The following is a 12,419-nucleotide window of genomic DNA, read 5'->3' as shown; positions in this document are numbered from 1 at the left end:
GCACCTCATCGGGATGACAGCAAAGGCGGTCGGCGCAGCAAACCGTGTACCGGACCAAAAATGACAGACAACGCATAGCTGCAACCCGCTATCAGCACGATGGCCGGGCCGCTGGGCAGTGAGTAATAAAACGACAGCAAAAGGCCCAGCCAAACCGAAACGCAGCCAATCGCAGCCGAGATCAGGATCAGCACAGGCAGTCGACGGCTCCAGAAGCGCGAGGCAATAGCCGGCAACATCATCAGGCCAACCACCATCAGTGCGCCGATAGCCTGAAAGCCGATCACCAGATTCAACACCACCAATGTCAGGAATAGCCCGTGAGCCAATGGCCCCAGCCGACTGACACTGCGAAGGAATAGAGGATCCAGGGTGTCGAGCAACAATGGGCGGTAGATGGCTGCCATCAGCAGCATGCTGAAGCCGGTTACCCAGAGCATGCCTGTGAGCGTCTGGCTGTCGACGGCCAAGGCTGAACCAAACAACAGATGGAGCAGATCAAGACGTTTACCGGCGATGCCAAGGATCAATATGCCGCTGGCCAATGAGATCGGGTAAATCGCCGCGAGGCTGGCATCTTCACGCAAGCCGGTGCGCCGAGTGATCCAGGCTGACACTCCGGCCATGCTCAAACCCGCCCCCAACCCCCCCAATGTCAAAGCAGGCAGGCTCAGCCCGGCAAACCAAAAACCCAGCGCAGCTCCGGGGAGAATGCCGTGTGCGACTGCATCACCAATCAAACTCATGCGCCGCAAGATCAAAAAAACGCCCAGGGGGGCCGTGCTACATGCCAGTACCAGACCGCCAAATAAGGCTCGGCGCATAAAGACAAATTCCTGGAACGGTTGCCATAACTGGCTGGCGATAACCATCAGGCGACCTGCGGCGGGTTGATCAGTTGCTCGGTCGGCGCCAGTAAGTTGCCGCTGCTTTTAATCAATAATGTTTGGGGGATATGTTTGCGAACGGCGTTAAGGTCATGGCACACAACCAGCAACGTTCGGCCTTCGGTTTGCCATCTCTGGATATGTTGCCAGAGCAGTTCTTGCCCCAGTTCATCGAGAGCTGCATGGGGTTCATCCAGTAGCAACACCGAGGCATCGGCAAGGCATAAGCGGGCCAGAAGCGAGCGTTGCAATTCGCCGCCCGACAGGGCCATAAGCGGTCGGTGTTCCAGGCCGTCTAAATGCCAGTCTGCCAAGACAGCGTTCAACCGGTCGCTTCGTTGTTGGGCCGTTTGCTTCTTGCCCCAAAATCCCGCAGCCACCAACTCTTGCAAACTGATAGGGAATTGCCGATCCATAAATTGTTGTTGTGGCATAAAGGCCACGTTGCCTTGGCGTGGAACATCCAGCACAACTTTTCCCGAGAGCGGCTTTTGCAGCCCCGCAATCACTTTGAGCAAACTGCTTTTGCCGCAACCATTGGCGCCTATTACGGCTGTGAGGCTGCCTTTGACCAGGTTCATATTTAGCGCTGGAGTGAGGGGCTGACCCGGAACGCCCCAAGTCAGATGCTGACAAGCGATCATCACGCCTCCCAATTCCAAAAGCTTTCGGCCACGGCGTCATGGCTGTGCAAACTTTCTGCGTGAACAACTTTAAGTTTGAACGCCTCCACGCCAGAAGTTTTCTGCAACACCGTGTTGAGCCTTCGGGCCGCGTCTTCGCAGAACATCAAGTTTTGACCGTTGGCCAGTGCGAAGGCTTGTTCGTCGGCGCGTTTTACCGCTGTTTGAACGGCAGTCCCTAATACGCCTTCGGCGTTATTGATGATTGTTTCCAGAGGCAGTTGTGGGAACTGATGTCCCAAACGAATCGTTAGATGTGCAGCGCTTCGCTGGCTGTGTGGTGTGGCCACGATACCTTTTGAACTACCGAGCCAAGCAAGAACATCTGCGTGTTGCAGTGATGTGTTGGCGAAATCATCGATGAATTGTCGCTGTATTAATTGCCGTGCGAGCGCCGCTGAGCAGGGGCATGTGGAGGAGTAACTCACGAGAATTTTTAGTTCCACGTGGAACATTCCGTTTTTCAAACTCGCTTCAATGCTTGTTGGATAGCTTTTCCAGCCTGCCAATGGGCTGACTAAGGCCGGGCGTTTGAGCAGTACATCGCTGTGAATTCGCACATAGGCTTTGTTCGATAAACCTTCGTGGCTGTCGAGAAAGCACTGCAATAGATGCCTGAGCAGGGCAGGCGTAAGGTTTTCCGTTTCCAGCTGATCCAACGCCAGATACAGGCGAGACATGTGAATGCCCCGTGCAGTGGCGTCTACGAGATTGACGCCGGCATCTATTTTCGCGCTGAGGCGTTGGCCGTTGATTAATACCGGGGAAGCAATGCCGCACATACCGACCCATTCAAGCGCTATTGCTTGCTGGGATGACTGCGCGGCGATATCTGGCAAAGTCAGCGCATTCATAAAGTGAGATCCGTCGCAGAGTGTTTTGACATGTTATATTATAACTATTAAGTCGACGATGCTTTTTTGCTGGGGCATACACACAGCAATCTTGAGTACGGATGCTCCCTTATCTGCGGTACAGGCCATGCACAGACGTCAACTGCTCAACTGGCTGCTTGCCAGTTCCGTATTCACATTGCCGCTGGGAATTTCAGCTGCCCAAATTCAGCACGCCAGGCTATGGCGCACCGGGAATACCCTGCGTCTGGTTCTGGATCTGAGTGGGCCGGTGCAGTACAAAACCTTCTCATTAACGGCTCCCGATCGGCTGATTATTGATGTGAGTGGTGCCAGCCTGAAGGGGGATTTCAGTGAGTTGGTACTGGCCAATACGGGCCTGCGTTCGATTCGCTCCGGGCATTACGGCCAGGGTGATACGCGCATCGTGCTGGACCTGGATGAGCCGGTTCAGCTCAGCAGTTTTCTGCTGCCACCCCAGGGCGGGCAAGGTCACAGGCTGGTGCTAGACCTGGCCAAAAGTGCGGTCGCCAAACTGGGTGTGGCAGCGGCAACGCCAAGCAACGCACACCCCAAACGCGACATTATTGTGGTGATTGACCCCGGGCACGGGGGTAAGGATCCGGGTGCGACGAGCGCCAAAGGCCATCGTGAAAAGGATGTTGTTTTGTCCATCGCCCAGCTGCTGGCCAAGCGCCTCAAGCGTGAAAAAGGCTTTGATGCACGGCTGGTGCGCAATGATGATTTCTTTGTCCCCCTGCGCAAGCGGGTAGAAGTCGCTCACAAGCACAATGCAGACCTTTTTATTTCGGTGCATGCAGACGCCGCGCCGCGCCTTACGGCGTCTGGAGCATCGGTGTACGCGCTCTCGGAGGGTGGTGCCACATCGGCCACAGCGCGGTATATGGCACAGCGTGAAAATGGTGTGGATTTGCTCGGTGCCACCCGCCTTTTGAACCTTAAAGACAAAGACCCGATGCTCGCAGGCGTGATCCTCGATATGTCCATGAATGCCACCATCGCGGCCAGTTTGCAGTTGGGCAACACCATTCTGGGCAGCCTTTCGGGCATCACCTCACTGCATCAAAAACGCGTGGAACAGGCCGGTTTTGCCGTGCTCAAGTCGCCGGATATTCCGTCGATTCTGGTAGAGACGGGCTTTATGTCCAACCCCCGCGACAGCGAGCGCTTGATCACCGCGCGTCATCAACAGGCGGTAGCCGAGGGTTTATTTAACGGATTAATCGCTTATTTTCAGAAAAATCCGCCCGCCAGCAGCCATATGGCGTGGGTTAACGAACAGAAAAACAGTACGTTCGTCACTTCAGGGTTGTCTTAAATGTATTGTTATAATGTATCATTTGTTGGTCCGGTATCGGATTGACTGCCAAGCGGGCGTTTTGACCTGCAGCCCTGATGAGGAAATATCCAGATGTCGAATCGTCTTCCTGTAACTGTTCTCTCAGGCTTTTTAGGTGCAGGTAAAAGCACGCTGCTCAATTATATTTTGCGCAACCGCGACAACTTGCGCGTGGCCGTGATCGTTAACGATATGAGCGAAATAAATATTGATGGCGGTGAAGTACAGCGCGATGTGACCTTGAACCGGGCTGAAGAAAAACTGGTCGAAATGAGCAACGGCTGCATCTGTTGCACCCTGCGTGAAGACTTGCTTGAAGAGGTCAGCGCACTGGCCAGGGAGGGTCGATTTGATTATTTATTGATCGAGTCGACCGGTATTTCAGAACCGCTGCCTGTGGCAGAAACTTTTACGTTTCGTGATGAATCAGGACAAAGCCTGGCCGATATTGCCCGCCTGGATACGATGGTTACAGTGGTCGACGGGCTGAATTTTCTTCAGGATTATCAAGCCGCAGAGAGCCTGGATTCACGGGGTGAAACCCTTGGAGAATCAGACGAACGGTCAATTACTGATTTATTGATCGAACAAGTTGAGTTCGCGGACGTCATTTTAATCAGCAAAATTGATTTAATAAGTTCCGACGAACGGCAAGAATTAATGGCCATTCTGCAACGCCTCAACGCTCAGGCCGAAATAATGCCTATGGTCATGGGTGAAATTGCGCTGCATAAAATTCTCGATACCGGCCGGTTTGACTTTGACCGTGCGGCGCAGGCACCGGGCTGGTTGCAAGAGTTACGCGGTGAGCATGTGCCCGAAACCGAAGAGTACGGCATCGCCTCCAGTGCCTATCGTGCGCGCCGGCCTTTTCATCCCGAACGTTTTTTCAATTTTATCGAGCGGCCCTGGACTAATGGCAAACTGCTGCGCTCCAAAGGTTTTTTCTGGCTGGCCAGTAAATTTCAGGAGGCGGGCAGTTGGTCTCAGGCTGGCGGTCTGATGCGCTATGGGTTTGCCGGTCGCTGGTGGCGCTTTGTGCCCCGCGACCAATGGCCGCAGGAGCCGCAAGCCAAGGCAGAAATATTGCAAAAATGGCTGCCGGATACGGGAGATTGCCGCCAGGAATTGGTGTTTATCGGTCAGCACATCGACTTCGCCCGGCTGACGGCTGAACTCGATGCCTGCTTGCTCAACGATGCTGAAATGGCCCTGGGCGAAGCGAGCTGGAAATTGCTGAGCGATCCTTTTGGCGACTGGTATGAAGAGGTGGCTGCATGAAGAATGCATTTGCCTTTACCGCTCAGCCGTTGATCGATCAGGTTCGTGGGCAGACGCCTGAAATCATGACCCGAATTCTGGATGAAGACGTCAACCTGGCGATCTGGCAGCGTCAGTTACCTGTGCATATCGTCGATTTCGGGGCTTTATTGCTTTCGCTGGACGAGCCATTGGCTGACGCCATCGTGATAGATATGCCCAACGAAAAGGCTCAGCCCAACCTGACAGGCCTGGCTGCCAGGTTTAATGATCTGGAAGGCTATGCAGGCTTTATTGCAGACGTTTCCTGGCTGGTGAGTGCCTACGCGTGCCTGTTGGGCGCAAAACGCATTGGGCTGCGTCTCAGGGCCCTGGATAAAGCCATGTGCCCCCGGTTTCATGTGGACCATGTACCTGTACGTCTTATTACCACTTATGCAGGGATTGGTAGCCAGTGGCTGCAGGAAGACGTAATGGAGCGTCGTCAGTTAGGGCAGGTGCAGGCCGAACCCGCCCGTGCAGAGTTGATTCAGCAAATAAACGCCGGTGAAGTTGCCTTGCTCAAGGGGGAGAAGTGGCAGGGTAACGAGGGAGCGGGGTTGATCCATCGTTCGCCGGCACTGGCACCGGGCGAGCGCAGGCTGATTTTGACCCTCGATTGGCTGGCCTGAGGCATATTGCTTGCTTCAATCCGTACAGAAGCTGGCCTCATGTTGCAAAACATACCTACCCACGTGATTGCCGGGCCGCTTGGCGCCGGCAAAACCAGTCTGATTCAGCACCTGATGGCGCACAAACCGCCACACGAACGCTGGGCGGTGCTGGTCAATGAGTTCGGTCAGATCGGCCTGGATGCGGCCCTGATGAGCCAGGGAAGCGATGACATTGCTATCACCGAAGTGGCGGGTGGCTGTGTGTGCTGCGTCAATGGCGCGCCTTTTCAGATCGGTTTGAGTCGCCTTTTGCGCAAGTCTATGCCCGATCGCCTGTTTATCGAGCCTTCCGGTTTAGGCCATCCCGCACAGATTCTAAAGCAGCTCGGTGAAGCGCCCTGGCTGGGGGTTTTGGTCCTCCAGCCGTGCGTCATGGTGCTCGATGCGCAAGCGATGGCTCAGGGCAAACCTTTGCCAAAAACCCAGCAAGAGGCCCTGAAAAGTGCCGGTTTACTGGTCATGAATAAATCTAATAGTGTCCCAAATGAGCAACGTGAGCAGATTGCATGCAGCCTGCCAAAGTGCCCTGTTTTATGGGTCGAGCATGGCCGCATCCCTTTAAATACGCTGCCTGTAGCCCATATGAATATCGCTCATGCTGTGGATAACTCATTGATTTATAAGGATTTTAATCATATTGGCAGTGTGTTTTCCGACCCGCGTACGCCGTTGGTGATGACTCAGCATCAGCCCGAAGGATGGAGCGCAGGTTGGCGCTGGCACCCCTCTCGGCAATTTGACCTGGATCTGTTGCAACAGTGGCTCGAAAGCCTGGATTGGCAGCGTGCAAAGCTGGTTATTCATGGTTCGGCGGGCTGGTTTTCGAACAATTCTGTGGATAACTCGATCGCGCAATGGAGATCGAGTGAGTGGCGCAAGGATTCACGCCTCGAATTGATTTTTGCTCAGCCCCAGGATCTGGATTTGCTTTGCTCGGAGCTGGAAAGTTGTCTACTCAAGGAGGTTTTTTAGGTAGCAGGCCCGTGTTGCGAGGCACAAAACCCAGGGTTTTAGCGGGTTCTGTGCTGGTAAAATTGTCCTACAACTTGAAGTGTGCACAGGAGATTTGCACCGTTAAAACCTCACGGAGGTGTCTATCTCAATGGTTTTAGCGAGGTTGCGCGGAAAGTTATCCACAGGCGCCCGGCATGCAGGCGCTGAAAGGCAGGGCTCAGTGGCGGGTCTTGCTGTGTTCCTGGCGCCACTGGCTGAGTTCGATCACCTGAGCGCTGGGAATGACACTTGGCTCGGCTTCGGTCTGGAACGGGTAGGGCGGCAGCTCGATTTTTACGCTGTGGGCGCCGAACTGGGTGATGGTTCCGGTATGACGCTGATCACCGGTCACCGTGAATTCAAAGTTATACACACGGGCCAGGCGTTTATGGCCGTTGGCGTCGGGGATCAGACCGATTTTTTTAAGCGCCACGTTTTCATCGAGCAGTTCGATATCGAGGTTTTTGCAGTGTTGCTTGACCCGCTCCAGCGCCCGCTCGCGCAGCCCGTGGTTGTGCCACAGCCAGGCAGCGCCTGCAGCCAGCAGCATGAGGACGAACATATTTCCCAGGGTCAGCATTACATGTGCTCCAACAGATTGTGCTCAGCTTAACTGCGTCTTCAACCTGTCGTACAGGCCGCGTTTGGTCGCATACTGCGTGGCTTGAATCCACCCGTAGTCTGGAATCCGGCATGAAACGTACACCTCATTTACTCGCCATCCAATCCCACGTGGTTTTCGGCCATGCCGGCAACAGCGCAGCGGTTTTTCCCATGCAGCGCGTCGGGGTGAATGTCTGGCCTCTGAACACGGTGCAATTCTCCAATCACACTCAGTATGGCCAGTGGACGGGGGAAGTGTTGGCTCCCGAGCAAATTCCTTCGCTGGTCGACGGAATCGCCGCCATCGGCGAGCTGGGCAGCTGTGATGCGGTCTTGTCCGGTTACCTGGGCAGTGCGGCGCAGGGGCGGGCCATTTTAAGCGGGGTGGCGCGTATCAAGGCTGTTAATCCCCATGCACTGTACCTGTGCGACCCGGTAATGGGGCACCCGGAGAAAGGTTGTATCGTGCCTCAGGAAGTCAGTGACTTTCTGCTTGAAGAAGCTGCCGCTATGGCCGATTTTTTGTGCCCCAACCAGCTCGAACTGGACAGTTTTTGCGGCCGTCATCCGCAATCGTTGTTTGACTGCCTGGCCATGGCCCGCAGCTTGCTGGCCCGCGGCCCGAAAGCGGTGCTGGTGAAGCATTTGTCGTATCCGGGCAAACCGCCTGAAAGTTTCGAGATGCTGCTGGTCACGGCAGAGGGCAACTGGCACTTGCGTCGGCCGCTGCTTGCCTTCCCGCGCCAGCCAGTGGGCGTAGGCGACCTGACCTCAGGTTTGTTCCTGGCGAGAGTGCTGCTGGGCGACAGCCTGGTGGCTGCGTTTGAATTTACCGCTGCGGCGGTGCATGAGGTGTTGCTGGAAACCCAGGCCTGCACCAGCTATGAATTGCAGCTGGTACGGGCCCAGGACCGCATTGCCCATCCGCGTGTGCGGTTTGAGGCAGTGCCGATCAGTTTGTAAGCAAACTGAACAAAACCTGTGGGAGCGGGCTTACAGTGTTTCGTCTTTTAGCTCGCGGTAGCGCTGCTCCAGCTCCTGACGGATCTGGCGGCGTTGCTTGCCCTGGATAAAGCGGCGCTTGTCTTCGCTGTTCACTGGCTGCAACGGCGGAACAGCGGCCGGCTTACGGTCGTCGTCCACGGCTACCATGGTGAAGAAGCAGCTGTTGGTGTGGCGCACCGAGCGCTCGCGGATATTTTCGGTAACGACCTTGATGCCAACTTCCATCGAGGTGTTGCCGGTGTAGTTGACCGAGGCGAGGAAGGTCACCAGTTCACCGACATGAATCGGCTCGCGAAAAATGACCTGATCCACCGACAAGGTGACCACATAACGCCCCGCATAGCGGCTGGCGCAGGCATAGGCGACTTCATCGAGGTACTTGAGCAGGGTTCCGCCGTGAACATTGCCAGAAAAATTGGCCATGTCCGGGGTCATCAAGACCGTCATCGACAGTTGGGAGTTTCCGGGTTCCATAGCAGCAGGCTCGTGGTTGTGTTGCAGCAGTGAAATGGGTATCTCTGTGGATACTTGTCGATTTTTGAAACAGTGATTAACGGGACGCTGCCGTGTTGGCTGCCGTCACGCTTATCTCTATCTGTTTCCATATATTGCACCGCCTTTCTGTCGCAAGTCGCGGTGTTAACCTGCAAAAGTCCGTTAGTCGGATACTTCCTACATTTTAAACAGTCGATACGCGCGGCCTGACAGGCTGTGTCTGTCGTCATGTTGCCTGGTGAATATCAAACAAGGAGTGCCACGCCATGCATGCCATCAGTTTTATTCAGGATCTGGCAGTCATCATGCTGGTCGCAGGTGTGGTGACGATTCTTTTCCACAGGTTCAAACAGCCGGTGGTACTGGGCTATATCGTTGCAGGTTTTATTATCGGCCCGCACACCCCGCCGTTTGGCCTGATTCACGATGAAGAAACGATCAAGACCCTGGCTGAGCTGGGGGTGATCTTTTTGATGTTCTGTCTGGGGCTGGAGTTCAGCCTGCGCAAGTTGTTCAAGGTCGGGGCCACAGCCTTTATCGCAGCGTTTATGGAAATCACGCTGATGATCTGGATTGGTTATGAAATTGGCCGCTGGTTCGACTGGAACACCATGGATTCGCTGTTTCTGGGCGCCATCCTGGCCATTTCATCTACCACCATCATCGTCAAGGCCCTCAACGACCTCAAGATGAAAAACGAGCGCTTTGCCCAGCTGATTTTTGGCGTGCTGATCGTTGAAGATATTTTGGGTATCGGGATTATTGCGCTGCTGTCGAGCATTGCGGTCAGCGGCAGCGTCAGCCCCGAAGAGGTTTTTTCGACCGTCGGTAAATTGTCATTGTTTATGATCGTGGCGTTGGTTATCGGCATTTTGCTGGTGCCGCGTGTGCTGGCGTATGTAGCCCGATTCGAAAGCAATGAAATGCTGCTGATCACTGTGCTGGGCCTGTGTTTTGGCTTTTGCCTGCTGGTGGTCAAGCTGGAGTACAGCATGGTGCTCGGGGCGTTTTTGATCGGTGCAATCATGGCCGAGTCGCGTCAGTTACTGAAAATCGAGCGCCTGATTGAACCGGTGCGTGATTTGTTCAGTGCAATATTCTTTGTCGCCATCGGGTTGATGCTCGACCCGGCCATCCTGCTGGAGTACGCGCTGCCAATTGTGGTGATCACTATCGCCGTGGTACTGGGCAAGATGCTCTCCTGCGGTTTGGGGGCCTTTATCGCAGGCAATGATGGACGTACCTCGCTGCGAGTCGGAATGGGGCTTTCGCAGATTGGGGAGTTTTCTTTCATTATCGCGGCGCTGGGTATGACATTGCAGGTCACCAGCAGCTTCCTGTACCCCGTAGCAGTGGCCGTCTCCGTATTGACCACCCTGATGACCCCTTACCTGATTCGCGCCGCAGACCCGCTCTCGCTCAAGCTGGCACAGGTGGTGCCTGGTCGCTTGTCACGGGTGTTGGGGTTATATGGCGAATGGCTGCGCAGTATTCAGCCACAGGGCGAAGGGGCGTTGTTGGCGGCCATGATTCGCAAGATCTTGCTGCAAGTTGGGGTCAATCTGGCCCTGGTCATCGCTATTTTCTTTGCCGGCGGTTATTTCGCACCGCGCATCGGCCGTTATTTGCAGGGCTGGATTCTGGAGCCGAGCTGGCAAAAAGGGATGATCTGGGGGGCTGCTTTGCTGCTGTCGTTGCCGTTCCTGATTGCGGCGTATCGCAAGCTCAAGGCGCTTTCGATGCTACTGGCCGAGATGGGGGTCAAGCCGGAAATGGCAGGGCGCCATACGCAGCGCGTGCGCCGGGTGATCTCGGAAGTCATCCCGATTCTGTCGTTGCTGGTGATTTTTCTGCTGCTGTCGGCCTTGTCGGCAAGCATCCTGCCCACCAACGAGTTGCTGATGGTGATTGCGGTGGTGGCGGCGGGGGTTGCGGCGCTGTTGTGGCGCTGGTTTATCCGGATTCACACGCGCATGCAGGTTGCACTGCTGGAAACGCTGGATAACCACAAGGAGGGGGGGCACTGACAGCCCGCTGACCAATGGCTGGAAAGCGGGGATGCCCGGGGGCTGTTGATGTTTCGTTGTGGCTCACAACGAAACGTCAACCAACCCTGGAGGTATCAGCTTTCCAGCCAGACGTCGCGCGCCCAGTGCCAGACCGATTCCCAGGTTTCTTCAGTGACGAGTTCTTCTTCGCCGGACCACAGCACCACGGTGCCGTCTTCTTCCACGCAGTAGTAGTCGTCGCCGTCCTGGCAAATAGGGATCAGGCTGCGATCAACGCCAGCATCCCAGGCATTTGCCGCCACTTCCGGCAGATAGGTGTGCGATTGTGGGTCGGTCACTGTGACCGGCTCCAGGCTGCCATACACCACGTCACTGACGGTCAGCAGAAATTCTCTGAAGACAAATGGAATATCGATGAACAGCTGCTCTTCGATTTCCACCAACTGGTCTTCTTCAGGCAGTTCCAGGGGAACCGGTACAGGCTCGTTTTTTTCGCGTAGCTCTTCAATAATCTCTTCCACGACCTCATCCTCATGCTCTATGGCGCGGTTTATATGACGCGCTTTATACAGTAGCTCGTTATAAGTGCAATCGTGAAATGCAAAGCCCCGGACAAGTCCGGGGCTTTGGTAAACGCATGTGTAACTCGCAGGGTTAGCCGTTCTGGCGGATACCTGCCACCAGCCAAGGCTGGTTGTCGCCTTGCTGACGTTCCATGTTCCAGCTTTCGCTGAAGGCTTCGCCCTGGTCAAAGCGCGAGTTTTTCGACACGCCGCTGAAGGTCAGGGTTGCAATGGTTTTGTCTGCGCGATCGTCCAGGCCGTCCAGTTGCACGGTCAGGTTGTCGATGTAGGTGGACTGGAAGCCATCACCCAGCTCAGCGCGTTCACGCTTGAGGAAGTCGAGCATCTGCGGGGTCACGAACTCGGCGATCTTGTCCATTTCGTTGGCATCCCAGTGCTGTTGCAGGGACTGGAAATGGTTGCGCGCGGCTTCCAGGAATTTTTGCTCGTTAAACCAGGCTGGAGCGTTGATCACCGGACGTGCTGCAGGGGCAGCCGAACCACCGAAGATCGAAGCAGCAGGCTTGGCGTCGAACGCTTCGCGTTGCATGGGTGCGTGGCCAGCAGGGGCCATCATGTCAGCTTGTTTGCGACGACGGGCCGCGATAAAGCGGAAGATCAGGAAGGCGATAACCGCCATGATCAGGATGTCGAAGAACTGCATGCCCTGGAAGCCGCCGCCCATGAACATGGACGCCAGCAGGCCACCGGCAGCGAGGCCGGCCAGAGGGCCGAGCCAGCGCGAAGCACCGCCGGCCTTGGCTGCGGCGCCTGCGGCACCGGCAGCCGCCGGGGCTGCAGCTGGAGCAGCTTGACGCGTTTGGTGGCTAGGCGCTGCACCCGCGCTTTTGCCGCCACCGAAGCGCTTGGCGTTCGCGTCGATGCTCATCGTCAAGCCGATGCACAACGCCATGGCGATGCTAAGAAAACGTTTCATAAGGGGTTCCCATTTGTGGATATCACGCGCGCCATGTTGCACAGATGAGTTGTGACT

The 12,419-nt window shown here is 55.6% G+C and carries 13 protein-coding genes; 6 read left to right on the top strand and 7 right to left on the bottom strand.

The genetic code is table 11. From position 1 onward, the window contains the following. Positions 1–5: 5 nt before the first annotated feature. From QN377_RS07885 to folE2, 3 genes are read right to left on the bottom strand one after another with little or no spacing between them, the layout of a single operon-like run. Positions 6–872 (bottom strand): metal ABC transporter permease, encoded by an 867-nt coding sequence (locus QN377_RS07885; RefSeq protein ID WP_095026785.1) that lies wholly within the window; start codon positions 870–872, stop codon positions 6–8. Continuing rightward, entirely contained in the window at positions 872–1,531 is a 660-nt protein-coding gene (locus tag QN377_RS07880; RefSeq protein WP_153379702.1) for a metal ABC transporter ATP-binding protein, read from the bottom strand. The genes QN377_RS07885 and QN377_RS07880 overlap by 1 nt, the downstream gene beginning before the upstream one ends. Beyond that, positions 1,531–2,424 carry a GTP cyclohydrolase FolE2 gene (folE2, locus tag QN377_RS07875; RefSeq protein WP_322213898.1) on the bottom strand — a complete coding sequence of 298 codons (894 nt, stop codon included), beginning with the start codon at positions 2,422–2,424 and terminating at the stop codon, positions 1,531–1,533. The genes QN377_RS07880 and folE2 overlap by 1 nt, the downstream gene beginning before the upstream one ends. Positions 2,425–2,551: 127 nt before the next feature. Here folE2 and QN377_RS07870 point away from each other — a divergent pair, with 127 nt between their 5' ends. From QN377_RS07870 to QN377_RS07855, 4 genes are all read left to right on the top strand, one after another. Next, complete coding sequence (locus tag QN377_RS07870; protein WP_271350698.1) at positions 2,552–3,763, top strand: N-acetylmuramoyl-L-alanine amidase; 1,212 nt, start codon at positions 2,552–2,554, stop codon at positions 3,761–3,763. Between the two features lie 93 nt (positions 3,764–3,856). Continuing rightward, entirely contained in the window at positions 3,857–5,065 is a 1,209-nt protein-coding gene (gene zigA, locus QN377_RS07865; protein ID WP_153326315.1) for a zinc metallochaperone GTPase ZigA, read from the top strand. Then, positions 5,062–5,715 carry a DUF1826 domain-containing protein gene (locus tag QN377_RS07860; RefSeq protein WP_322213899.1) on the top strand — a complete coding sequence of 218 codons (654 nt, stop codon included), beginning with the start codon at positions 5,062–5,064 and terminating at the stop codon, positions 5,713–5,715. The genes zigA and QN377_RS07860 overlap by 4 nt, the downstream gene beginning before the upstream one ends. Before the next feature lie 39 nt (positions 5,716–5,754). Next, positions 5,755–6,729: a CobW family GTP-binding protein gene (locus QN377_RS07855; RefSeq protein WP_322213900.1), complete on the top strand. Its 975-nt coding sequence runs from the start codon at positions 5,755–5,757 to the stop codon at positions 6,727–6,729. 199 nt (positions 6,730–6,928) lie between these two features. Here QN377_RS07855 and QN377_RS07850 read toward each other — a convergent pair whose 3' ends face one another. After that, positions 6,929–7,330 (bottom strand): DUF3301 domain-containing protein, encoded by a 402-nt coding sequence (locus tag QN377_RS07850; RefSeq protein WP_094999552.1) that lies wholly within the window; start codon positions 7,328–7,330, stop codon positions 6,929–6,931. 113 nt (positions 7,331–7,443) lie between these two features. Between QN377_RS07850 and pdxY the strand changes: the two genes are divergently transcribed. Continuing rightward, positions 7,444–8,316 (top strand): pyridoxal kinase PdxY, encoded by an 873-nt coding sequence (gene pdxY, locus QN377_RS07845; RefSeq protein WP_095020586.1) that lies wholly within the window; start codon positions 7,444–7,446, stop codon positions 8,314–8,316. Between the two features lie 30 nt (positions 8,317–8,346). Here pdxY and QN377_RS07840 read toward each other — a convergent pair whose 3' ends face one another. After that, on the bottom strand, positions 8,347–8,832 hold the full coding sequence (locus QN377_RS07840; RefSeq protein WP_094999550.1) for an acyl-CoA thioesterase: 486 nt from the start codon (positions 8,830–8,832) through the stop codon (positions 8,347–8,349). A 287-nt stretch (positions 8,833–9,119) separates the two neighbouring features. Between QN377_RS07840 and QN377_RS07835 the strand changes: the two genes are divergently transcribed. Next, entirely contained in the window at positions 9,120–10,880 is a 1,761-nt protein-coding gene (locus QN377_RS07835) for a cation:proton antiporter (protein WP_094999549.1), read from the top strand. A 95-nt stretch (positions 10,881–10,975) separates the two neighbouring features. Here QN377_RS07835 and QN377_RS07830 read toward each other — a convergent pair whose 3' ends face one another. Next, entirely contained in the window at positions 10,976–11,383 is a 408-nt protein-coding gene (locus tag QN377_RS07830) for an SMI1/KNR4 family protein (RefSeq protein WP_016782918.1), read from the bottom strand. A 133-nt stretch (positions 11,384–11,516) separates the two neighbouring features. Next, a complete protein-coding gene (locus QN377_RS07825) occupies positions 11,517–12,362 on the bottom strand; it encodes a Tim44 domain-containing protein (protein WP_322213901.1) in 846 nt (281 codons plus the stop codon). Positions 12,363–12,419 lie beyond the last annotated feature (57 nt).

The organism is Pseudomonas sp. CCC4.1 (assembly GCF_035019225.1).
Taxonomy (GTDB): Bacteria; Pseudomonadota; Gammaproteobacteria; order Pseudomonadales; family Pseudomonadaceae; genus Aquipseudomonas; species Aquipseudomonas bubulae.
The sequence above is the reverse complement of the archived record's forward strand: the minus strand, read 5'-3'. Positions and strand labels throughout refer to the sequence as shown.